Annotated in this window: 26 protein-coding genes and 1 pseudogene; 21 read left to right on the plus strand and 6 right to left on the minus strand. The window is 62.5% G+C overall.

Annotated elements, in window-relative coordinates:
* The first annotated feature begins 12 nt into the window (after positions 1–12).
* From CIT31_RS12885 to CIT31_RS12900, 4 genes are all read left to right on the plus strand, one after another.
* Positions 13–507, plus strand: coding sequence for a cupredoxin domain-containing protein (locus CIT31_RS12885; protein ID WP_095519361.1), 495 nt, complete (start codon positions 13–15; stop codon positions 505–507).
* A 99-nt stretch (positions 508–606) separates the two neighbouring features.
* Positions 607–1395, plus strand: coding sequence for an ATP-binding cassette domain-containing protein (locus CIT31_RS12890; protein ID WP_095518882.1), 789 nt, complete (start codon positions 607–609; stop codon positions 1393–1395).
* Positions 1392–2267: an ABC transporter permease gene (locus tag CIT31_RS12895; protein WP_095518883.1), complete on the plus strand. Its 876-nt coding sequence runs from the start codon at positions 1392–1394 to the stop codon at positions 2265–2267. Before CIT31_RS12890 ends, CIT31_RS12895 begins: the two co-directional genes overlap by 4 nt.
* Positions 2267–2896, plus strand: a complete 630-nt coding sequence (locus CIT31_RS12900; protein ID WP_095518884.1) for a hypothetical protein — start codon at positions 2267–2269, stop codon at positions 2894–2896. Before CIT31_RS12895 ends, CIT31_RS12900 begins: the two co-directional genes overlap by 1 nt.
* A gap of 27 nt (positions 2897–2923) precedes the next feature.
* Here CIT31_RS12900 and CIT31_RS12905 read toward each other — a convergent pair whose 3' ends face one another.
* From CIT31_RS12905 to CIT31_RS12915, 4 genes and pseudogenes are all read right to left on the minus strand, one after another.
* Positions 2924–3124, minus strand: a complete 201-nt coding sequence (locus tag CIT31_RS12905) for a hypothetical protein (RefSeq protein ID WP_095518885.1) — start codon at positions 3122–3124, stop codon at positions 2924–2926.
* Positions 3125–3396: 272 nt separating this feature from the next.
* Positions 3397–3513: pseudogene (locus tag CIT31_RS36025) on the minus strand (oxidoreductase); the annotation flags it as partial.
* Between the two features lie 6 nt (positions 3514–3519).
* Entirely contained in the window at positions 3520–4824 is a 1305-nt protein-coding gene (fabF, locus tag CIT31_RS12910) for a beta-ketoacyl-ACP synthase II (protein WP_095518886.1), read from the minus strand.
* A gap of 47 nt (positions 4825–4871) precedes the next feature.
* Entirely contained in the window at positions 4872–5450 is a 579-nt protein-coding gene (locus CIT31_RS12915) for a TetR/AcrR family transcriptional regulator (protein ID WP_095518887.1), read from the minus strand.
* Between the two features lie 122 nt (positions 5451–5572).
* Between CIT31_RS12915 and CIT31_RS12920 the strand changes: the two genes are divergently transcribed.
* Complete coding sequence (locus tag CIT31_RS12920; RefSeq protein WP_245316215.1) at positions 5573–6124, plus strand: nuclear transport factor 2 family protein; 552 nt, start codon at positions 5573–5575, stop codon at positions 6122–6124.
* Between the two features lie 377 nt (positions 6125–6501).
* Positions 6502–6927 (plus strand): hypothetical protein, encoded by a 426-nt coding sequence (locus tag CIT31_RS12925; RefSeq protein WP_165778427.1) that lies wholly within the window; start codon positions 6502–6504, stop codon positions 6925–6927.
* Positions 6928–6999: 72 nt separating this feature from the next.
* On the opposite strand, the gene CIT31_RS12930 is transcribed toward CIT31_RS12925, so the two are convergent.
* A complete protein-coding gene (locus CIT31_RS12930) occupies positions 7000–7959 on the minus strand; it encodes a LysR family transcriptional regulator (RefSeq protein ID WP_095518888.1) in 960 nt (319 codons plus the stop codon).
* Between the two features lie 123 nt (positions 7960–8082).
* On the opposite strand from CIT31_RS12930, the gene CIT31_RS12935 reads away from it, so the two are divergent.
* The 10 genes from CIT31_RS12935 (at position 8083) to gph (ending at position 18088) form a co-directional block, all read left to right on the plus strand.
* Entirely contained in the window at positions 8083–9129 is a 1047-nt protein-coding gene (locus CIT31_RS12935; RefSeq protein ID WP_029350350.1) for a class 1 fructose-bisphosphatase, read from the plus strand.
* A gap of 5 nt (positions 9130–9134) precedes the next feature.
* Entirely contained in the window at positions 9135–10007 is an 873-nt protein-coding gene (locus tag CIT31_RS12940) for a phosphoribulokinase (protein WP_065010922.1), read from the plus strand.
* Between the two features lie 10 nt (positions 10008–10017).
* On the plus strand, positions 10018–12054 hold the full coding sequence (tkt, locus tag CIT31_RS12945) for a transketolase (RefSeq protein WP_095518889.1): 2037 nt from the start codon (positions 10018–10020) through the stop codon (positions 12052–12054).
* A 12-nt stretch (positions 12055–12066) separates the two neighbouring features.
* A complete protein-coding gene (gene fba / locus CIT31_RS12950; RefSeq protein ID WP_095518890.1) occupies positions 12067–13146 on the plus strand; it encodes a class II fructose-bisphosphate aldolase in 1080 nt (359 codons plus the stop codon).
* 21 nt (positions 13147–13167) lie between these two features.
* On the plus strand, positions 13168–14661 hold the full coding sequence (locus CIT31_RS12955; protein WP_095518891.1) for a ribulose-bisphosphate carboxylase large subunit: 1494 nt from the start codon (positions 13168–13170) through the stop codon (positions 14659–14661).
* Positions 14662–14679: 18 nt separating this feature from the next.
* Complete coding sequence (locus CIT31_RS12960; RefSeq protein ID WP_065010919.1) at positions 14680–15114, plus strand: ribulose bisphosphate carboxylase small subunit; 435 nt, start codon at positions 14680–14682, stop codon at positions 15112–15114.
* Between the two features lie 8 nt (positions 15115–15122).
* On the plus strand, positions 15123–16061 hold the full coding sequence (cbbX, locus tag CIT31_RS12965; protein WP_095518892.1) for a CbbX protein: 939 nt from the start codon (positions 15123–15125) through the stop codon (positions 16059–16061).
* A gap of 62 nt (positions 16062–16123) precedes the next feature.
* On the plus strand, positions 16124–16810 hold the full coding sequence (gene rpe, locus CIT31_RS12970; protein ID WP_065010917.1) for a ribulose-phosphate 3-epimerase: 687 nt from the start codon (positions 16124–16126) through the stop codon (positions 16808–16810).
* Positions 16811–16832: 22 nt separating this feature from the next.
* Complete coding sequence (locus CIT31_RS12975; protein ID WP_095518893.1) at positions 16833–17390, plus strand: thioredoxin family protein; 558 nt, start codon at positions 16833–16835, stop codon at positions 17388–17390.
* Positions 17387–18088, plus strand: coding sequence for a phosphoglycolate phosphatase (gph, locus tag CIT31_RS12980; protein ID WP_095518894.1), 702 nt, complete (start codon positions 17387–17389; stop codon positions 18086–18088). The genes CIT31_RS12975 and gph overlap by 4 nt, the downstream gene beginning before the upstream one ends.
* Before the next feature lie 128 nt (positions 18089–18216).
* Here gph and CIT31_RS12985 read toward each other — a convergent pair whose 3' ends face one another.
* A complete protein-coding gene (locus CIT31_RS12985; RefSeq protein ID WP_095518895.1) occupies positions 18217–18597 on the minus strand; it encodes a c-type cytochrome in 381 nt (126 codons plus the stop codon).
* A gap of 568 nt (positions 18598–19165) precedes the next feature.
* Here CIT31_RS12985 and CIT31_RS12990 point away from each other — a divergent pair.
* The 5 genes from CIT31_RS12990 to CIT31_RS13010 are packed head-to-tail and all read left to right on the plus strand — an operon-like array spanning position 19166 to position 22939.
* On the plus strand, positions 19166–19375 hold the full coding sequence (locus tag CIT31_RS12990) for a hypothetical protein (RefSeq protein WP_065010914.1): 210 nt from the start codon (positions 19166–19168) through the stop codon (positions 19373–19375).
* A gap of 42 nt (positions 19376–19417) precedes the next feature.
* Positions 19418–20401, plus strand: coding sequence for an ABC transporter substrate-binding protein (locus tag CIT31_RS12995; RefSeq protein ID WP_425350599.1), 984 nt, complete (start codon positions 19418–19420; stop codon positions 20399–20401).
* Complete coding sequence (locus CIT31_RS13000) at positions 20398–21225, plus strand: ABC transporter permease (protein WP_095518897.1); 828 nt, start codon at positions 20398–20400, stop codon at positions 21223–21225. The genes CIT31_RS12995 and CIT31_RS13000 overlap by 4 nt, the downstream gene beginning before the upstream one ends.
* Complete coding sequence (locus CIT31_RS13005; protein WP_095518898.1) at positions 21194–21934, plus strand: ABC transporter ATP-binding protein; 741 nt, start codon at positions 21194–21196, stop codon at positions 21932–21934. The genes CIT31_RS13000 and CIT31_RS13005 overlap by 32 nt, the downstream gene beginning before the upstream one ends.
* A 36-nt stretch (positions 21935–21970) precedes the next feature.
* Positions 21971–22939 carry a quinoprotein relay system zinc metallohydrolase 2 gene (locus CIT31_RS13010; RefSeq protein WP_095518899.1) on the plus strand — a complete coding sequence of 323 codons (969 nt, stop codon included), beginning with the start codon at positions 21971–21973 and terminating at the stop codon, positions 22937–22939.
* The last annotated feature ends 35 nt before the right edge of the window (positions 22940–22974 follow it).

A 22974-nucleotide genomic window follows, 5' to 3' on the forward strand; every position in this document is an offset into this window, starting at 1 on the left:
GGGCAGGAAATCATGCGGATATTTCGGGCCGTCACTTTCGCTGCGCTGGTCGGCATGGCACTCACGCAGGGCCAGGTCTGGGCGCAGGACCATGACGACGACGCAGCCGCCGGTGCGGCCACCAAAACTGACGCCAGCCCCGAAGCCGAGAAGGCAACCCGGGCCAGCAAGGACGTGCCGGAACTTATCCTCGGCAGCAAGGGAGACCAGTTCACCGCCAACCAGAAGGACTTCCAGCTGATTGCCGGCCAGGGCTATCGCTGGAAGATCACCGCAGCGGGCGGGCTGGAGTACAAATTCCATACCGACCTCTTCCGCAATGTGTGGAACAACCAGATCGTGATCAATGACCTCGAGGTGCACATGAACGGCGCACCCGCATGGCTCGAATTCGACGCCGACGGCACCATCCAGGTGCAGTTCACCACCGTGAGGCCCGGCATCTACACATGGTCGGTGCCCGACCTCGCCGACAGAGGCATGAAAGGCACAATCACGATCAAGTAGGATCACCGGAAAGCGGGACCTTCGCGATCGGGCCCGGTGCGCTAGACTCCTGGTGCGCTAGGTGCGCTAGACTATCGTCGACGACAAGGAGCCAGCCGCGTGCAGCATGTGAGGACAAGCGGACCAGGAGATGAGGTGGCGGCGCTCGACGTCGTCGGCGTCAGCCATTCCTATGGTCCGAAGCGGGCGCTCAACGACGTCTCATTCTCGATCGCGCCGGCGACCTTCACCGTCCTTCTCGGCCTTAACGGCGCCGGCAAGACAACTCTGTTCTCGCTGATCAGCCATCTTTACGACACGCGCCGCGGATCGATCCGCATCTTCGGTCATGACGTCAGCCGCGCTTCTGGCGAAGCACTCAGGCGTGTCGGCATCGTGTTCCAGGCCCGCACGCTCGACCTCGATCTCAGCGTCCACCAGAACCTCTCCTATCACGCCGCGCTGCATGGCATCGGCGGACGCGAGGCCCGGCAGCGCATTGCCGCGCTGCTCGATACGGTCGACATGCAGGGCCGCCAGCATGACAAGGCACGCAGTCTTTCCGGCGGCCAGATACGGCGCATCGAGATCGCCAGGGCGCTGCTCCACCGCCCTTCCCTGCTGCTGCTCGACGAGGCGACCGTCGGTCTCGACATCCAGTCGCGTGCGGGCATTCTCGCCACCATCCGCAAGCTCGTCGAAACCGAGGGCATTGGCGTGCTGTGGGCGACGCATCTGATCGACGAGGTCAAAGACGGCGACCATGTCGTCGTGCTGCGGCAGGGCGAACTGGTCGCCAAGGGCAAGGTTGCCGATGTCGTCAGGACGAGCGGCGCCGGTTCGATCCGCGACGCCTTTTCGAGGCTCAGCCGCATCGAGGCAGCCGGCATCCCGGAGATATCGCCATGAGCGCTCCCGCAATGCCCGAGAAAGTCGCCGGCATCATCCCGGTGAAGTTCGAAAAATTCGGCCTGGGCCATTATCTCGTTTGCCTCAAAGGCGTCGTCCTGCGGGAGTGCCTGCGCTTCCTGCACCAGCGCGAGCGCTTCATATCCTCGCTGGTTCGGCCGCTCATCTGGCTATTCATTTTTGCCGCCGGATTCCGGCAGGTGCTCGGCGTATCGATCATCCCGCCCTACAAGACCTACGTGCTCTACGAGGTCTACATCACGCCGGGCTTGTGCGGCATGATCCTGCTGTTCTCAGGCATGCAGTCTTCGCTGTCGATGGTTTATGACCGCGAGATGGGCAACATGCGCACGCTTTTGGTCAGCCCCTTCCCGCGCTGGTTCCTGCTGGTGTCGAAGATGCTCGCCGGCGTCTCCGTATCGATTGCGCAGGTCTACGCGTTCCTGATCGTTGCCTGGTTCTGGGGCGTCAAGGCGCCGCCGATCGGCTATCTCATGGTGCTGCCGGCGTTGTTCCTGTCGGGCATGATGCTTTGCGCGCTCGGCATGCTTTTGTCGTCGATGATCAAGCAGCTCGAAAATTTCGCCGGCATCATGAACTTCGTCATCTTTCCCGGCTATTTCGCCTCTCCGGCGCTCTATCCTTTGTGGCGCATCCAGGAGGCGAGCCCGCTGCTCTACAAAATCTGCCTCGCCAACCCGTTCACTTATGCGGTCGAGTTGATCCGCTTCGCCTTCTACGGGCAGGTTAACTGGCTGTCGCTGGGCGTCGTTGCCGGCTGCACGCTGCTGTTCCTTGCCGCCGCCATCATCGCTTACGATCCTTCGCGCGGCCTGATGACCCGCAAGCAGGACACTGGAGGAAATGCCTGATGGCACGAATGAGCCTTGTTCGCTGCCTGGCTGTGGTTGCGATGCTCGCGCCGAGCGTGAATGCCAAGGCGGCGAGCACCGATCCGGACTGGCCCTGCATACAGCGCAAGGTGCCGCAACTCTCGCTCGGCCAGATCTGGAACGGGCCGGAGCTGCCGCCAGCGGCGAAGGACTTGTCGAAAGACCCCGGTATCTCCGCGCTGGTCGAGGAGGTAGCAGCCCGGCGGATACCGATTGCCGAAGCCCAAAAGAAGATCAAGGATTTCGCCGCCTCGCTGCCGGCCGAGCAGCTTGCGCCGAAAATGGCGATGCTGGTGCAAGGCATGTTCGATCACATGGACGCCGAGCGTTCTCACGTGATCTCAGGCATTGCCCGTTACGCCCACAAGCAGCTCGAAATGGCCGCCGCGTTGCGCAAGGAAGCGTCCGACGTCGATGCGTTGCGGGCAAAGCCCGATGCAGATCCCAACGAGATCGAACGGCGAACCGAACAGCTGAAATTCGCAACGCGAATTTTCAACGAACGCGTCCAATCACTGACTTACGTCTGTGAAGTGCCGACGATCATCGAGCAGCGGCTTTATCAATTGTCCAAGGCGGTCTCGGAAACACTCGCCGCGAAGAAGTAGAACCTCATTCGACCTTCGCGGCGGCTCTCACGATCCTCGGCCGGGCAGCACGCGCCAGCGCTGAACGAAATAACCGGGATGCGTCTCGATCCACTGGGCGACCAGCGGCTGCGCCTGCATGAAGGCGGTCCCGGGATTCATCGCCAGGCCGTCCACCATCTGTTCGCGTTGTTCACAGGTCTGCGGCACATCCGTCAGGCAGACCATCATTACGAGCGTGTAAAGCATTACCCCCTTGTCCCATCGAGTCCCGAACCCCATGCCCGGGAGGTTTCAGTGATACCGACCAGTCTGCAGGGGTCGCACATACAGATTGCTTACGGCTATGAAAGGACGTTGCCCCTGCTCTTTCGCACTGCAACATAACATATCGCTTATCTAACGCCAACGATCGCCGGGACGTTCTCCAGAGCAATTGCTTAAGGTTTGCGCTGCCTCGATGTGGCGCCGATGTTTCCAGTGCCGATGAATCCGATCTTCACGGCATGTCGTCGATGTCGTCAGACCGGCAGCCCGTTCTGCTTACGCAGGCTCTTGTCGAATGCCAATGCGGGGCGAAACGGCGCAGGAAACTGACCTGGCGCGCCATTTTTTCCCGCCGCATAGCACCTTCTCGGAGGGCGTCAGTTATGAGCGCCTCTGGTGCCCGCACCCGCCAACTCGTCCGTCCAGCGCCGGAATAGCGCGCTGGCATTGACGCCTCCGAAGCCGAAGCCGTTGGAGATCGCGTAGTCCATTCCCATTGGGCGGGCTTGGTTTGCGACGAAGTCGATCCCGTCGCCGGCTGGATCCGGCGCGCTCAAATTGAGTGTCGGCGGTGCTACTTGATCCCTGAGCGCCAGGATTGCGAAGATGGCTCCAAGTCCGCCGGCGGCTCCGAGCAGGTGTCCGGTCGCCGATTTCGTTCCGCTGACAGCGATGGCGGGATCTGCGCCGAAGAGTGTTCTGATCGCCGCGATTTCCCCGAGATCACCGACCGGCGTCGAGGTCGCATGCGCATTGAGGTGGCGAACCTCACGCGCCGAAATGCCGGCTTGGGTGATCGCGATCTCCATAGCCCGCCGCGCCCCGTCGCCGTCCTCGGGACCGGAGGTGACGTGATGAGCATCCGCCGTCGTGCCGTAGCCGACGAGCTCGGCGAGCGGTTTCGCACCGCGCGCAAGCGCGTGGCTCAATTCCTCGATCACCAGAATGCCGGCTCCTTCGCCCATGACGAAGCCGTCACGCAACATGTCGAACGGACGGGAGGCCTGATCAGGACGGTGATTAAAGGAGGTCGAAAGAGAGCGAGCCGCGGCAAAACCACCGAGGCTGACAATATTCATGCATGCTTCCGTCCCCCCGCACACCGCGATATCGGCTTCATTGGCGCGGATAAGACGAGCCGCATCGCCGATCGCCTGGATGCCGGCCGCACACGCCGTCACCGGTGCGCCGAGTGGCCCCTTGAAGCCATAGCGGATCGAGATGTGGCCCGCCGCGAGGTTCACCAGGAAGGACGGTACCGTAAACGGCGATAGACGGCGGACGCCGCGCCGGTCGACCGTGCGCACCGCCTCGGTTATGGCGGGGAATCCGCCGACGCCCGAGGCGATGATCGTAGCCGTACGCAGGCGATCCGCTTCCGAGGCGGGTGCCCATCCTGCTTGGGCGAGTGCCTCTTGTGCAGCGGCGAGTCCAAAGAGAATGAACCGGTCTACCTTGCGCTGGTCCTTTGGCGGCAGGACGGCATCCGGATCGAAACCAGCGTCCGGATCGTCTTCCAGCGACGGAACCACCCCGCCGATCTTCGCCGGCAGGTCTCCCACCACATCGTCCGGAAGCCTGCGGATGCCCGAGCGGCCGGCCAGGAGGCGCGACCAGGACGCTTCGACATCGGCGGCAAGGGGCGTGACCGCTCCCATGCCTGTAACAACGATCCGTCGCATCTATTCTCCTGTCGATTTGGCTGCGCCGCCAGCGCTGCTCATGCCGCTCAAGCGCCGGCTGCTTCACGAACCTGTTCGGTCGCCGCGTCCAGAAAGGCTTGGGCGAGGTCCGGGTCATTGACGACGCGCGATAGCGTCAGCGCACCGACCATCGTCGAGAGAATGGCCATGGCCTTTCCATCGGACTCCTCACCATTGGCCTCGGCAATGAAACGGCCGAGGATTTCGAGATGCTCCCTGATCCCGGCTTCGAACGACGCTTTCACGTCGCTGCCCTGTCTGGCGGCATCCGAACCGAGCGCGACAATCGGGCAGCCGTCCATCTTTTCTCCGCGATGGTCCATACTGAGGTAGAACGCGATCACCGCGCCAAGCGGATCCTCGGATTTTGCCGCAGTCGCGGCCGACCACCGGAGTGTGGCGCTCTTCATCGCCCGCCTGGACGCCTGCGCCGCCAGATCGTCCTTGGACGCGAACTGCTTGTAAAACGCGCCCTGGGTCAGCCCCGCAGCCTCCATCAGGTCCTTAAGGCCGATGCCGTCAAACCCGCGCTCCCGAAAAAGCCGGCTTGCCACATTGATCACGGTTTCGCGGTTTTCCGCAGCCTGAATGCGACTCACGCGCATGGTCGACCTCCTAAATTAGCTTGCGTTAGACATCTATAGCAGATATAGAGTGCGAACGCAATCCAATTTAGCTGCGCACGGTGCCGACGATCACGCCATCGAAAGTTTGGAGGAGAGGTCAAATGCTTTACAGTTATTTTGTCGAGAAATCGATCCGGCAAAGCTTCGATCACGTCAACAAACATCGCGGGGATGAGGCGGTGAAAGCACTCGTGCCGCATGTTCATCATCGCGTTTCCGGCGCCCACGCGCTTGGTGGTGAGCGGCACGACAAAGAAGCCGTGCGCCGCTGGTTTGAGCGCCTCGGCCGCGTCCTCCCCAATCTTCATCTCACAGTCAACCACATCTGGGTGAAGGGCTGGCCGTGGCATACCACCGTGTTCGCCCCGTGGGACGGCACCGCAACGCTGCTCAACGGCGACGCCTCGTACGTCAACCGTGGTATCCACATGTTCACGCTGCGGTGGGGCAGAGTTTATGCACTTGAGGAATTTACGATTCACAGGCAGCGGCCCGCGCTCTTGCCGCCCAAGCGGCAACTGGCCTCGAAGGAGCTGTCGCCGAACAAATCGTGGGCTAAGCGCGGTCAGAGGCCCACCGCGTGGGTGACCGCGGGTGCGCTGGCCCGTGGCCCGTCATCGCCTGGCTGGCTATCGCCTCGGATCGGCAAATAAGTATTTCGCCACCAGCGATGCCTCCCAACCCTCGATCATCAGAATCGACCCGCTGAACTCGCGTGGACGGCACCTGTGTGGCGCGCTATGTGCTCGACGGTGACGCCGCGGGGGCGCTCGGTCATTGCCTCGGTCCGTGCTGGGCATCGTCCGCAGACGACCCCATCTGCACGCCCTCGGCCGCTGCTTTTAGGAACCGCTTCGACAGCCGCTCGAGTTGACGGCCCCCGAGAGGAGCACCGCACCGACCATCGTCGAGAGAATGGCCATCGCAGCCTGAATGCGACTCACACGCACCACCAATTTTCTTTTTAGATTGCATTCGTAATCTATCTCCTATAGAGTTCAAACGTAATCTAAAAAAGGAGATACGAGAGATGATCCGCAGAACCCTGAGCGCATCACTTTTAGCCGCGCTGTTTCTCGCCACCCCGGCGATTGCCGAGGAAGCCACCACAGGACGCCCGATCGAAGGCGGCAGCCTGCACGAGGGACACCTCGACATGGTCGCTTATTACGTCCCGGTCGACGGCGACCTCCTGGAGGTCACCGCCACCTTCGCGCCGAAGATCGGGGGCGATCCGCAGCGCGTCGTCATGGGCCTCGCCGACGGGGACTCCGTGGCCTTTTCGATGCCGGGCAACCGGGGCGCCCTCTACGCGTTCTCGAGGTCCGGCGAGGAGGTGACGGTGTCGTCCGAGACCGACGTGCACCTGCGAGCCGACGCCAGTGCACTGACCCGTCCTGCAGACGGCAGCCTGCGTGCTGCTGGCCGAGAGCTCGCGTCCGTGGGGCCGATGTAAAGGTCAAACGCAATCTAACTTGAGAGCGACGAGGGCCATCGTTTGTCTGAAGGGTTTGTCCTGGGCCGCGCCCTAACTCGCGCGACCTCTAGTGTTCGGTTCTTCGTGCGGATAGAGCTTGCCGAACAGGGGCAGGTACATCGCGCCTTTGCGCATCAGGAAGTCGTGGAACGTCGCCATGGCAGGCGAGATCGCGTGATCGCAGCGCATCACCGAAAACCATTGCCGGCGGATCGGCATGCCGACAACGTCGAGGATGACCAGCCGGCCGGCTTCGGTTTCGGCGGCGATGGTGTGGGCAGAGATGAAGGCAATGCCGAGCCCGGCCATCACCGCCTGCTTGATCGTTTCGTTCGAGTCCATCTCGACGCCGAGATCGTCGATGCGGCCGGGCACGTCGCTCAGGAATATCTCCAGCGAGATGCGCGTGCCGGAGCCGGGCTCGCGAATGAGGAAATGCTCCTCGGCGATCCGCTCCTTGGATATCTCGCGTGCCGAGGCCAGCGGGTGGTCGGGCGGCGCGATGATGACCAGCGGGTGATCGCCGAAGACCGAGGCACGGACCGGGACTTCCTTCGCCGGGCGTCCCATCAGCGCAATGTCGATGTCGTGGTTCTTCAGACTGTCGATCGTTTCGGCGCGGTTGCCGATGGCAAGCCGCATGTCGATGTCGGGATGCTCCTTCATGAAGCCGGCCATGAGCCGCGGCGCGAAATATTTGGCGGTGGAAACGACGCCCAGCCTCAAGCTGCCGATGCGCACGCCCTTGATCGCATCCATCCTGTCTTCGAGCAGGCGAAGCCGCTCTTCGATCGCCTGCGCCGTCTCGACGAAGGCCAGACCTGCGGCAGTGGGACGCATACCGTCCGACGTCCGGTCGAACAAGGCCAGTTGGAACTCCTCCTCGACTTGCCGCAACTGGATCGTCAGCGCTGGAGGAGACAGGCCTAACGCCTTGGCCGCGCTGACGATTTTTCCGTGGCTGATGATTGCCTGAACTGTCTTGAATTGCTTGAGGGTGAGGTTTCTCATGCGACATACTAAATTTTTTTTAGTGCAGAAGTAAAGTTATTGAATTTTACTTATCCGGTGGTGTTTGTTCTCATTCCCCTGTCCGGCCGACCCGAGGAGAGGCGGCTGGATCGGGAGGTTACGATGCCAGCCGCAACGCTCGATGCTTTTCTGAATTCCTATCTCGGCCCGCCGGACGAGCTGCGCTCCGCGGTGGTGGCGACTGTCCGCCAGCTGACGCAGGCCGCTACCAATATCCGCAACACCATCAATCAAGGGGTGCTCGGCACCGCCTTTGCCGGGACCCGCGGCGCCAATGCCGATGGCGACATCCAGAAGGATCTCGACATCTTCGCCGACGACATCTTCCTCGACGCCATGCGCCACGCTCCGGTCGCGCTCTACGCCTCCGAGGAACTGGAGCAGCCGGTCCTGCTCGACAGGCAAGCGCCTCTCGCCATCGCCATCGACCCGCTCGACGGCTCCTCCAACATCGACACCAACGTGTCGATCGGAACGATCTTCTCGCTCCTCCCTGCAACTGGCGCGCCGGACGAAAATCCGGCCGCCTCTTTTTTGCAGGCAGGCGTGAACCAGCTGGGTGCCGGTTTCTTCATCTACGGGCCGCAGCTGGCACTGGTTCTGTCGCTCGGCAGCGGTACGCATGTCTTCGTCCTCTCGACCAGGCTCGGCACTTTCGTCCAGGCCTACGAGAGCCGGATCATCCCGCAGCGCACCCAGGAGTTCGCCATCAACGCCGCCAACTACCGGCATTGGGACGAGGCAGTGCGGCTCTACATCGACGACTGCCTCGAAGGCACCGAAGGCCCACGAGAGAAGGAGTTCAACATGCGCTGGATCGCCTCCCTGGTCGCCGACTGCTATCGCATATTGATGCGCGGCGGCGTATTCCTGTATCCAGGCGACAAGCGCAAGGGTTATCGCCAGGGACGGCTGCGCCTCGTCTACGAGGCCAACCCGATCGCCTATCTCATCGAACAGGCGGCCGGTGCCGCTACCGATACGATTACCCGCATCCTCGAAATCGAACCCGAGAGCCTGCACCAGCGCGTCCCCGTGGTGTTCGGATCGGCGCGGGAAGTCGCGCGCATCACCCGCTATCACACCGAGCCCAGCGCCATCGGCGAGCGTGCGCCGCTGTTCAGCCGCCGCGGCCTGTTCAGGGCTTGAGCATCATGTCGGCAAAGCACCCCATCATCACCATCACCGGGTCGTCGGGCGCAGGCACCACCTCGGTCAAGCGCATCTTCGATCTGATCTTCCGGCGCGAGAATATCGAGGCCGCCTTCATCGAGGGCGACGCTTTCCATCGCTACGACCGTGCCACGATGAAGGTGAAGGTGGCCGAGGAGGAGAAGGCGGGCAATCCGAACTTCACCCACTTCAATGCCGCGGCCAACGAACTCGGAATCCTCGAAGAGGTGTTTGAGGAATATGGCCGCCGGGGAACCGGAAAGACCCGCACCTACATCCATGACGAAGACGAGGAGAAGCAGTACGGCACGCCGCCGGGACAATTTACCGAATGGCGCGAATTCCCGCCGAGCGATCTGCTCTTCTACGAGGGCCTGCATGGCTGCGTCGTCACCGACAAGATCAACCTGGCCAGGCACGCTGACCTCAAGATCGGCGTGGTGCCGGTCATAAATCTCGAATGGATCCAGAAGATCCATCGCGACCGGGCAACGCGCGGCTATTCCACCGAGGCGGTGATGGACGTGATCCTGCGCCGCATGCCGGACTATGTCCGCTACATCGTCCCGCAGTTCTCGCAGACCGCCATCAACTTCCAGCGCGTGCCGATCGTCGACACGTCCAACCCATTCATCGCGCGCTGGATTCCGACGCCCGACGAATCGATGCTGGTGATCCGCTTCGCCAACCCCCGCGGCATCGATTTCCCCTACCTGCTTTCCATGATCCACGACTCGTTCATGTCGCGGCCGAATTCCATAGTGGTACCAGGCAACAAGCTCGACCTTGCCATGCAGCTGATCCTGACGCCGCTCATCCTGCAATTGATCGAACGCAAGAACCGTGTGTCGTGAGGAGGACGCCATGAACAGCCAAGCAACAGCATTGAAGCCCGTCGCAGCCGTCTCGGAGCGCGACATGGCGAATGCCATTCGGGCACTGGCGATGGACAGCGTCCAAAAGGCCAATTCCGGTCATCCTGGCATGCCGATGGGCATGGCCGATGTCGCGACGGTACTATTCAGCCGCTTCATCAATATCGATCCGTCGGCGCCCAACTGGCCCGATCGCGACCGCTTCGTGCTTTCGGCCGGGCACGGCTCGATGCTGCAATATGCGCTGCATTTCCTGCTCGGCTACGACGACATCCCGATCGAGGAACTGCAGCGGTTTCGTCAGCTGGGCAGCCGTACCGCCGGACATCCGGAATATGGCCATGCGCTTGGCATCGAGACGACCACCGGTCCGCTTGGACAAGGCATCTCGACCGCCGTCGGCATGGCGCTGGCCGAACGCATGCTTGCTGCCCGCCACGGCGCCGATCTCGTCGACCATTTCACCTATGTGATCGCCGGCGACGGCTGCCTGCAGGAAGGCATCAGCCATGAGGCGATCGACCTTGCCGGTCACCTGAAGCTCTCCCGGCTGATTGTCTTTTGGGACGACAATGCGATCTCGATCGACGGACCGACTTCGCTGTCGACATCGATGGACCAGCCGGCACGGTTCAAAGCCGCCGGATGGCATGTCCAATCGGTGGACGGCCACCATATGGAGGGCGTCGCTGCGGCAATCGAAGCAGCACAGCAGTCGGATCGACCATCTCTGATCGCCTGCCGCACGATGATCGGCAAGGGCGCGCCCAATCTGGGCGGCTCGGAAAAGACACATGGCGCACCGCTGGGCGATGCAGAGATCGCCGCGACGCGCGAAAACATCGGCTGGGCCTACGCGCCGTTCGAGGTGCCGGACGACATCCTGTTCGCCTGGCGCGAGATTGCCGAGCGCGGGCAAGCGGCGCGGCACGCCTGGGAGCAGCGGCTTGCCGCCTCGCCTCAGCGCCAGGCCCTCGAGAGCGCGGTCGCCGGCAACCTGCCCGACACAGTCTTCGAAGCGCTCGGCGCTTTCCGCAAGGAGCATGTCGAGAAGGCGACCAAGGTTGCAACGCGAAAAGCCTCCGAAATGGCGCTCGGCGCAATCAACGCCGCGACCGACCTGACAGTCGGCGGCTCCGCCGATCTGACGCATTCGAACCTGACGATCACCAAGGGCATGGATCGCATAGCGCCGGATGACTATGCCGGCCGTTACATTCACTACGGCATCCGTGAGCACGGCATGGCCGCGGCCATGAACGGAATCGCGCTGCATGGCGGCTTCGTGCCTTATGGCGGCACGTTCCTGTGTTTCGCCGACTATGCGCGCGGCGCGATGCGGCTCTCAGCGCTCATGGGCCAGCGCGTTATCTATGTGATGACGCATGATTCCATCGGGCTCGGCGAGGACGGCCCGACCCACCAGCCGGTCGAGCACCTGGCGATGCTACGGGCGACGCCGAACCTCAACGTCTTCCGGCCGGCCGACATCATCGAAACGGCGGAGTGCTGGGAACTGGCGCTGAAGAGCAAGAACCGGCCGAGCGTGCTGGTGCTCTCGCGCCAGAACCTGCCGATGCTGCGCCAAGCACACAGCGAGGAGGCACACAGCGACGAGCCACACAGCGACGAGAACCGGTCGAGCCAGGGCGCCTACATCCTGCGCGAGCCAGCCGAGCACCGCGCCGTGACGCTGATCGCCACCGGCTCGGAAGTCGAGATTGCCGTTGCCGCCGCCGAACGGCTGGAAACCGAACACCGCATCGCCGCAGCGGTCGTCTCGATGCCATGCTGGGAGCTCTTCGAGGAACAGGATGCGGACTACCGCAAGGCCGTCCTCGGCTCGGCGCCGCGCATTGCCATCGAAGCCGCGGCGCGGCTCGGCTGGGATCGCTGGATCGGCGACACCGGCGCTTTCGTCGGCATGGCCGGTTTCGGCGCCAGCGCCCCTGCCCCGGATCTCTACCGGCATTTCGACATCACGCCCGAAGCCGTCGCCGCAGCGACGCTGAAGCTCATCATCTAGGAGGACCCGATAATGGCCCGCATCACCCTTCGCCAGCTTCTCGACCATGCCGCCGAGCACGGCTATGGCGTGCCCGCATTCAACATCAACAACATGGAACAGGGCCTCGCCATCATGGAGGCGGCCAAGGCCTGCGACGCGCCGGTCATTATCCAGGCGTCGCGCGGCGCCCGCTCCTATGCCAACGACATCATGCTGGCCAAGATGATGGAGGCGTTGACCGAAATGCATCCGGCCATTCCGCTATGCGTCCATCAGGATCACGGCAACAACGAAGCCACCTGCCTTTCGGCGATCCGCCATGGCTTCACCTCGGTGATGATGGACGGGTCATTGATGGCGGACGCCAAGACGCCGGCGAGCTACGATTACAACGTCGCCATCACCGAACGTGTCGCACGCATGGCGCATTGGGTCGGCGCTTCCGTCGAAGGCGAGCTCGGCGTGCTCGGCTCGCTGGAAACCGGCCAGGGCGAGGCCGAGGATGGCCATGGCGCCGAAGGTGCGCTTTCCCACGACCAGCTTTTGACCGATCCCGATCAGGCGGTCGACTTTGTCACCGCCACCCAGGTCGACGCGCTGGCGATCGCCTGCGGCACTTCGCATGGCGCCTACAAATTCAGCCGCAAGCCGGACGGCGGCATCCTGGCTATGCAGGTGATCGAGGCGATCCACGAAAAGCTGCCCAACACGCATCTGGTCATGCATGGTTCTTCCTCGGTGCCGCAGGATCTACAGGACATCATCAACAAATATGGCGGCGAGATGCCCCAGACCTTTGGCGTTCCGGTCGAAGAGATCGAGCGCGGCATCCGCTACGGCGTGCGCAAGGTCAACATCGACACCGATTGCCGCATGGCCATGGCCGGGCAGTTCCGCCGCATCGCTACGGAGGACCCGCGCGAATTCGATCCGCGCAAATTCCTGAAACCCGCCATGGACGCCTTGCGCGACCTGTGCCGCGATCGCTTCGAACGCTTCGGCACAGCGGGCAACGCCTCGAAGATCAGGGTTATCGCCATGGACGAGATGGCCAAACGTTACGCCGCGGGAAAGCTCGACCCGCAAATCGCAACCGCGAAAGCCGCCTGAGCGGCAAACAGGAGACCTGTTATGAACAAGATCGACATGCCGTCAGCAGGCACCCTCAAGGAAGGCAAGGAACGCTACAAGTCGGGCGTCATACCCTACAAGAAGATGGGTTACTGGGAGCCGGACTACCGGCCCAAGGAAACCGACCTGATCGCCATGTTTCGGATCACGCCGCAGTCCGGCGTCGACCACGAGGAGGCGGCCGCCGCCATCGCCGGTGAATCCTCTACCGCGACATGGACCGTGGTGTGGACCGACAGGCTGACCGCCTGCGAGCTCTACCGCGCCAAGGCGTTCAGATCCGAGCCGGTGCCGAACACAGGTCCCGGCACCAAGACCGAGCAGCAGTACTTCGCCTACATCGCCTACGACCTCGACCTGTTCGAGCCGGGCTCAATCGCCAACCTGACTGCATCGATCATCGGCAACGTGTTCGGCTTCAAGGCAGTCAAGGCCTTGCGGCTCGAGGACATGCGCATCCCGGTGGCTTACCTCAAAACCTTCCAGGGCCCGGCGACCGGCATCGTGGTGGAACGCGAGCGGCTCGACAAGTTCGGCCGGCCGCTGCTCGGCGCGACGACGAAGCCGAAGCTTGGCCTGTCAGGCCGCAACTACGGCCGCGTCGTCTACGAGGCGCTGAAGGGTGGCCTCGACTTCGTCAAGGACGACGAGAACATCAACTCGCAGCCCTTCATGCACTGGCGCGACCGCTTCCTCTACTGCATGGAGGCTGTGAACAAGGCCTCGGCCGCTACCGGCGAAGTCAAGGGCCATTATCTCAACGTCACCGCCGGCACGATGGAGGAGATGTACGAGCGCGCCGAATTCGCAAAACAGCTTGGCTCCTGCATCATCATGATCGACCTCGTCATTGGCTACACGGCGATCCAGTCGATGGCCAAATGGGCACGCCGCAACGACATGATCCTGCACCTGCACCGCGCCGGCAACTCGACCTATTCGCGCCAGAAGAACCACGGCATGAATTTTCGCGTCATCTGCAAATGGATGCGGATGGCCGGCGTCGATCACATCCATGCCGGCACCGTGGTCGGCAAGCTGGAAGGCGACCCGCTGATGATCAAGGGTTTTTATGACACGCTGCGCGAGGAGCGCACGCCGCAGAACCTCGAAACCGGGCTGTTCTTCGATCAGGAGTGGGCCTCGCTCAACAAGGTGATGCCCGTTGCCTCGGGCGGCATCCATGCCGGCCAGATGCACCAGCTGATCCATTATCTCGGCGAGGACGTCATCCTGCAGTTCGGCGGCGGCACGATCGGCCATCCGGACGGCATCCAGGCCGGCGCGACGGCCAATCGCGTCGCGTTGGAGGCGATGATCCTCGCCCGCAACGAGGGCCGCGACTATCTGCGCGAAGGGACCAAAATCCTCGAACAGGCGGCCAGATGGTGCACGCCGCTGAAGGCGGCCCTGGAGACCTGGAAGGACGTCACCTTCAACTACGAATCGACCGACACGGCCGACTTCGTGCCAACCGCAACGCCCAGCTTCTAGACGAAAGGAACCGTCGCCATGATGACCAATCCGGGAAACAAGGTCACGCAGGGACAGTTTTCGTTCCTGCCCGACCTGACCGATGAGCAGATTTCGGCGCAGATCAAATACGCGCTAAAAAACCACTGGGCGGTCAGCGTGGAGTACACGGACGATCCGCATCCGCGAAACACCTATTGGGAAATGTACGGCAACCCGATGTTCGACCTGAAGGACCCGGCGGGCATCCTGCTCGAAGTCAACAGCTGCCGGAAAGCCATGCCCAACATGTATGTCCGGGTCACCGCCTTCGATTCGACCAAGGGCTGGGAAGCGCCACGCATGTCGTTCATCGTCAACCGGCCGCCCAACGAACCCGGGTTCCGGCTGCTGCGCCAGGAGCGCGACGGCCGCAGCCAGGGCTATTCGATCGTGCCTTATGCGACCGACAGGCCCGAAGGCGAGCGGAGCTAGCCGAAACCATGCTGGACGCGATAGCAAAGGGCGCTGCCGCGCAGGACGAATCGGTTGACCTGCAGGCCGAGTTCGAGGCGTCTAACATCGACGAGGTGATGGACAAGCTCGACCGCGAACTCGTTGGCCTGAAGCCCATCAAGACCCGCATCCGCGAAATCGCGGCGCTGCTCCTGGTCGACCGGCTTCGCCGCAAGTTCGGCCTGACCTCGGGCGCGCCGACGCTGCACATGAACTTTACGGGAAATCCCGGCACCGGGAAGACCACCGTGGCGCTCAGGATGGCCGAAATCCTGCATCGTCTCGGCTATGTCCGCGAAGGCCATATGGTCGCGGTGACGCGAGACGATCTCGTCGGCCAGTATGTCGGCCACACCGCGCCCAAAACCCGCGAAGTGATCAAGCGCGCCATGGGCGGGGTGCTTTTCATCGACGAGGCCTACTATCTCTACAAGCCCGAGAACGAACGCGACTACGGCCAGGAATCGATCGAAATCCTGCTGCAATGCATGGAAAACAACCGTGACGACCTGGTCGTGATTCTTGCCGGTTACAAGAACAAGATGGACCGCTTCTTCGACAGCAATCCCGGCATGCGCTCGCGCATCGCCCACCACCTAGATTTTCCCGACTACGGCGTCAGCGAACTCAAATCGATCGCCGAGATCATGCTGGCGGAACAGAATTACCGTCTCAGCGAGGCGGCGGCCAAGGCGCTCGAAGAGTATCTCCCGATACGCATGCGGCTGCCGCATTTCTCCAACGCCCGCTCGGTCCGCAATGGGCTCGACCGGGCGCGGCTTCGCCAGGCCAACCGGCTTTTCGCGTCGCGCGATCGGGCGTTGACGAAAACCGACCTTATCACCATTGAAGAATCCGATATTCGCGGCAGCCGCGTGTTCGCGGAAGGCAAGCTCGAAGGCGAACCGGAGACGAAGGCGCGCTGACAAGATGACGCCAGTTGGTGTTCAGCGACCGGAAACGGTAGACAGAATGGGAGCCGACGACCATGGGTACTAAGACAATCATCGCGCCCTCGGTGCTTTCTGCGGATTTCTCGCGGCTCGGCGACGAGGTCGAAACGGTCGTCCGGGCGGGTGCCGACTGGATCCATCTCGACGTGATGGACGGCCATTTCGTGCCAAACATCACCTTCGGCCCGCCGGTGATCAAGGCGATCCGCGACCGAACGGACAAGATCTTCGACTGCCATCTGATGATCGCGCCGGCCGATGCATATCTCGCCGCCTTCGCCGATGCCGGCTGCGACATCATCACGGTGCATGCCGAGGCCGGGCCGCATCTCGATCGTTCGCTGCAGGCGATCAGGAATCTCGGCAAGAAGGCCGGCGTATCGCTGAACCCGTCGACGCCGGAAAGTGTCATCGAATATGTGCTCGACCGGCTCGATCTGGTGCTTCTGATGACAGTCAATCCGGGTTTCGGCGGCCAGGCGTTCATTCCGGCGGTCGTCGACAAGGTCAGGCGGATCAAGGCACTGATCGGTAACCGCCCGATCGACATCGAGATCGACGGCGGCGTCACGCCCGAAACCGCGCCCCTGGTCACCGCGGCCGGCGCCAATGTGCTGGTTGCCGGCTCGGCCATTTTCAAGGGTGGCACCGAGGCTGCCTATCGCGCCAATATCGGCGCCATCAGACAGGCAGCCGACGGGGCGATCCGGAAAGCCGCGTAAAACCATTTCATCGGAGGGCAACATGGGGGCGATCCCACCTGTCTGCGATTTCGGCTGGCAAGCCATCGATGCCGTTTTGCCCGGCATCGACGGCAAATCGCACTCGATCTTCAGCCACGCCGGCCCGAACGGGCTGGTCATAGCCTTCATCTGCAACCACTGCCCTTATGTGAAGGCGGTGATTTCACGCATCGTCCGCGATGCCAACGATCTCAAGCCCGAAGGCATCGGCTTTGTCGCGATCAATTCCAACGATGCCGACGCCTATCCGGATGATTCCTTCGACAACATGAAGCTCTTCGCCAGGACGAACGGCTTCACTTTCCCCTACCTCCACGACGAGCGCCAGACCGTGGCGCGTGCCTATGGAGCCGTTTGCACTCCGGATTTCTTCGGGCTCAACAGCGAGTTGACGCTGCAATATCGCGGCCGGCTGGACGCGGCGCGACGCGACGCCGGACCGCCCGGGTTGAGACGCGACCTGTTCGAGGCGATGAAGCAAATTGCCCGAACCGGCGACGGGCCGCTCGACCAGATCGCTTCGATCGGCTGCTCGATCAAGTGGAAGGACGCCGCATGAACGTCGGCATGGGTAGGCGGCTTCGATCGTCGAAAGCGATCCTGTTCGATCTCGACGGCACGCTGGTCGATTCGGCGCCTGATATAACGGCCGCAGTCAACGAGTTGCTGGCCGGCCGCGATGTGCCGCCGCTGCGCCTGGAACAGGTTAAGGCCATGATCGGCGGCGGCGTCAGGAAACTGGTCGAGCGAGCCTTCACCGCTTCCGGTACGCCGCTCCTCGGCAGCGCGCTTGACGAGGCCAACCGCGTCATGGCGCCGATCTACCGCAGACATCTCACCGGCCTGACGACGCTGATGCCTGGCGTCAGGGAGGTTCTCACCCACTTCCACTTGAGCGGAATAGCCATGGGTGTGGTGACCAACAAGCCGCAGTTGGCGGCTCGCGAAATCCTGCTGCATTTTGGGCTGACGGAACACCTTAGCGCGATCGTTGGCGGAGACGCGGTGACATACCTGAAACCGGCGCCCGACGCTCTGCTGCTGGCGCTCGACCAGCTTCAGGTCGAACCTCGTGACGCGCTGATGGTCGGAGACAGCGGCGCCGACGTGGCTGCCGCGCGCGCCGCCGGTATGCTTATCATTCTGCTGCGTGGCGGCTACACCCAAATTCCGGTTGAAGAGCTTGGCGCCGATCTCGTTTGCGACAACTTGTTCGACCTGCCTTCCGCGATGCGCAGGCTGCAAGACGCCGCCTGACCGGCGTCACCACCAGGCGGGCGCCGGCTGAACGCAGTTTCGAACGGCCGGCGAAGTCGCGTTATTTCCGGGGAAGAACAGGGTTACTTCATGCGGAAGAACCAGGTTATTTCTGCGGAAAAACCGGGTTATTTGGAGAATTGCTTCAGATAGGCGATGACGTTGGCGAGGTCCTCATCCTTCTTGAGGCCGGCAAACGCCATCTTCGTACCTTTGATCATGGCCTTGGGGTCGCGAAGATAGGCTGTCAGCGTGGCGTCGTCCCATTTGACGCCGGATGCACCCGCCTCGGTCATGGGTTTGGAATACTTGAACCCCGGATGCGTGCCGGCCGTCCGGCCAATAACGCCGTTCAACGACGGACCGATCTTGTTCTTGTCCTCGTCGACGACGTGGCAGGCCTTGCATTTGGCGAAGACCTTCTCACCCGCGGCGGCATCCTGTGCCTGAGATTGGCTCGTGATAAACGTCGCAACGGAGACGACGGCGAAAAACGCGATTGCACGCATGGCATTTCCTCATTGATCGTCAAGGTGCCCTGGACGATTTGCGCATGCCTTTGTTTGATCATCGGCATGCGTCGATTATGGCAGAGCGAAAGCTTCTCCCCTGTGGAGTTGCGACGCCTGCATCTTGGAAGCTACCCGGGAGATGAGCGATGTCAACCATACAGAGGTCCAGTGAACCGCAGGCACGGCGAGAAGTGCCCGGCACGGGAGATGAGGGCAGCGCAAAACCGGAAGCGATTGCCCTGGTCGCGAGCTCGCGATTCGTTGCTTTGTGGCGGCATTTATGCTATTGATTTGGCCATGCGCTGATTTGCGCCAACGACCCGCCCGCCGAGGCGGGTTTTGTGTTTTCAGGTATCGCCGGCGTCCTTCCCGAATTCAGAGGAGCTCGGCTCCGGCGCCCTATCCATTCGACTTTGTTGACGGCCATCGGGCGAACGCGTAGCCTCAAACCATTCCGGTTTTCCATGGGCACCTCGGGACTCCGGCAGTTGGTGATTTTGTCCAGGCTCGCAGATCGGGCCGGATCTCGCCGAAGCGGCGTCTTTAAGCGCGCAAGAGGTGCTGAATGGATATGGTCGACCTCATATTGACGGTTTGCCTGATTACCAATCCGGGCAATTGCCGAGACGAGCATCTCTATTTCGAGAGCCGTGGCTCTCTCGTCCAATGTATGGTCTTGGCGCCCAGCGAAATCGCGAAATGGTCGCAGGAACACCCGACCCTCAAGGTCAAGCGCTGGAAATGCGCTTTCCCGAACAAGGACCGTGCGATCTGATCGGCGCCCCGGCCTGTTACGGCCCCGGGAGGAGACATCATCATGATTTCGCGTCGAGGAACGCTCCGTCTGGCGGCTCTTGGAACGGCCGCAGCGCTTGTCTCAAAACCCTCCTTCGCCACGAGCAAGGTTCGCATCGGCGTGCTGAAGTTCGGCACCGTGAGCTGGGCGCTTGATACCATGAAGCAACACAAGTTCGACACAGCCAACGGCATCGATCTGGAGATCGTCGATTTCGCCGGCGAGGATGCAACCAACGTCGCCATGCTGGCCGGCGCGATCGACAGCATCGTCTCCGACTGGCTGTGGGTTTCGCGCCAGCGCTCGGAAGGCGTCGACCTCACGTTGGTCCCCTATTCGACCGCCGTCGGGGCAATCATGGTGAAGGAGGGGGCGCCGATCCGCACGATCATCGATCTCAAGGGAAAAAAGATCGGCGTCGCCGGCGGGCCTCTCGATAAAAGCTGGCTGCTGATCCAGGCGCTGGCCAGACGCGATCACGGCCTCGACCTGCCGGCAACCAGCGACATCGTCTTTGGCGCGCCGCCGCTGATTTCAGAAAAGGCGATGCAAGGCGAACTCGATGCGGTGCTCAATTTCTGGCATTTTTGCGCCCGCCTTGAGGCCAACGGCTTTCGTCGGCTGATCGGCGCCGATGATGCGGCGAAAGCGCTCGGTGCCTCGGGCGCCGTGTCGGCGCTCGGCTATGTCTTTCATGACAAATGGGCGAACGAAAATCCGGCCGCCGTCCGGGGCTTCATCAAGGCTTCGGCGCAGTCCAAGGACTTGCTGGCCAGATCCGACGATGAGTGGCTGCGCCTTGCGCCGATTATCCGCGCACAGGGCAAGGAATTGGCCAAACTGCGTGACCGCTTTCGCGAGGGCATTCCCAGACGCCCGGTCGCCGAGGATGCGGCCGACGCCGGCAAGCTCTACCGCGTGCTGGCCGAGATCGGCGGCGAAAAGCTGGTCGGCCGCGCGCCGGAAATGGCGCCAGGCACGTTCTGGCAGGAGCTCCCGCAATGAGCGCACCTGATACCGGCGATCGCCCGCCGGGCGCCGTGGCCGACATCTCCAGCCAATCCAGCCTTGCAACGGCGCTGACACCCGTGCTGACGGTCGCGGTCTCTCTGCTCGGGCTTTGCCTGCTGTGGGGTCTTGCGGAAAATGCCTGGCCGAGCCGTGCCTTTCCAGGGCCGGGACAGGTCTGGCAGGTGCTGCTCGCAGAGGCGGCGAACGGCGACCTTTTCTACCATCTCGGCGCGACACTCGGCCGGGTTGCCGCGGCATATGTCGTCGCGATGGTTGTTGGCTCGGTCATCGGCGTTCTCCTCGGCAGCCACCGCAGCGCAGACCGGTTCTTCAGTCCCTGGGTGGTTCTGTTCCTCAACATTCCCGCGCTGGTGGTCATCGTGCTCGCCTACATCTGGTTCGGCCTCAACGAAGCGGCGGCGATTGGCGCGGTTGCCGTCAACAAGATCCCCAATGTCGTCGTGACGATGCGCGAAGGCGCCAGAGCGCTTGATCCGAGTTACGCCGAAATGGCCGCCGTCTACCGCTTCGGTCTTCTCGACCGTGTCCGCCACGTCCTGCTGCCGCAACTGCAGCCCTATCTTGCCGCCGCCTCACGATCCGGCATCGCTCTCATCTGGAAGATTGTCCTGGTGGTCGAACTGCTCGGCCGCTCCAACGGCGTCGGCTTCCAGATCTATCTTTATTTCCAGCTCTTCGACGTCGCCGCCATCCTCGCCTACACGCTGGCTTTCGTGGCGGTGATGCTTGTCATCGAACTCCTTCTGGTGCAGCCCGTTGAACGACATGCAACCCGTTGGCGCCGTCGTCCCGCTTAGGGTCGACATCGCCGAAAAGACCTTCAGGTCCGCGCAAGGCGTCTCGATCACGGCGCTCCAGGACCTTTCCTTCGAGGTCCGGCAAGGCGAATTCGCCTGCTTGCTGGGACCGTCGGGTTGCGGCAAGACCACGACGCTGCGCATCCTGCTTGGATTGGACAAGAACTTTTCCGGCTCATTCCAACTGCCTGAAGGCGGCTCCAACCGGATCGCCGCCGTATTCCAGGAGCCAATCTTGCTGCCGTGGCGGACGGTGGAGCAGAATGTCAGGCTGGCGCTGCCGAAAAGCCTGAGAACGAAAAATCTCGACGGGCTGTTCGACACGCTCGGCCTCGCCGGCATGCGCTCGCTCTATCCGGCCGAGCTTTCGCTCGGGCTTGCACGCAGGGCAGCACTTGCCAGGGCCTTCGCCACCGAACCGGCGGTGCTTTTCCTGGACGAACCCTTTGCCTCGCTCGACGAACGGACTGCCGGGCGGCTTCGGCACCTGCTTTTGACCGTCTGGTCGGCGCGGCCTACGACGGCCCTGATGGTAACCCACAATCTGCGCGAGGCGCTGATGCTGTCGGACCGCATAATCGTTCTCGCGCAGCGGCCGGCCCATGTGCTCGGCATGTTCGACGTAAAGCTGCCGCGGCAATATCGCAATCCACAGGTGATGAGCGACCTATTGCGGTCGTTCCATCAAAAATTCCCAGGCGGGGCCTGATCGCCTTACGGTTCGGAATGCATAGTGGGGAAAGCCATGCCGATCGACAGGGTACGACGCAAGCTTGTGAACGGCTTCGCCTGCACCGCGGTCAGCGCCGCGATGCTGCCCTGTTGCCACGGGCGGGCCGCTCTCGCCGCGGCCGGCCTTGAATTCAAGCTCAGGAAAATCGCCGACGGCGTCTTCGCTTTCCGGGGCGTCGATGCAATGATGAGCGCCGCCAACCAGGGCGCCATCTCGAACCTGGGCGTCGTCGTCGGCACCGACGCTGTTGCCGTCATCGACAGCGGCGGCAGCCTGATCGAGGCGAACGCCTTCATCGCCGCGATCGGCAAAATAACCGCCAGGCCGGTTCGCTACCTGATCAACACCCACATGCACCCCGACCACATCTTCGGCAATGCGGCATTCCGGGAGATCGGCGCGACCATCGTCGGCCATCGCAATCTGCCGCGCGCGCTCGAGGCACGCGGCGCGTTCTACCTGCAAAGCTTCCGCGAACAGATCGGCGACGCGCTCATGAAAGGGGTCGAGATCATACCGCCGACGATGCTGGTCGATGATCGCCTGCAGCTCGACCTCGGTGGACGCGTGCTCGAATTGCAGGCATGGAAAGCGGCTCACACCGACAACGACCTGACCGTCTTCGACAGCGCGACCCACACGCTGTTTGCCGGCGATCTCGTTTTCATAGGTTCCTTGCCGACGCTCGACGGATCGCTGCTCGGTTGGCTTCGCCAGATGGATGCGCTCGCCGCGATCGGCGCCGTGCGCGCCGTTCCGGGTCATGGCCCGGTGCCGGCCGACTGGCCGGAGGCACTGACGGCGGAGCGGCGCTATCTCGAAGTTCTGGCGCGCGATATTCGCAAGGCGATCGTCGACGGGACGCCGCTCAGCGAGGCAGTCAAGACCGCCGGCGCAAGCGAACGGGGCAATTGGCATATGTTCGACGACTACAACCAGCGCAATGCAACGGCCGCCTTTGCCGAAGTCGAATGGGAATAGATCACACCGACAAGCGTTGGACGGGATGAAGTGGA

Origin of the sequence: Mesorhizobium wenxiniae, assembly GCF_002284535.1 — a bacterium.
Taxonomy (GTDB): domain Bacteria; phylum Pseudomonadota; class Alphaproteobacteria; order Rhizobiales; family Rhizobiaceae; genus Mesorhizobium; species Mesorhizobium wenxiniae.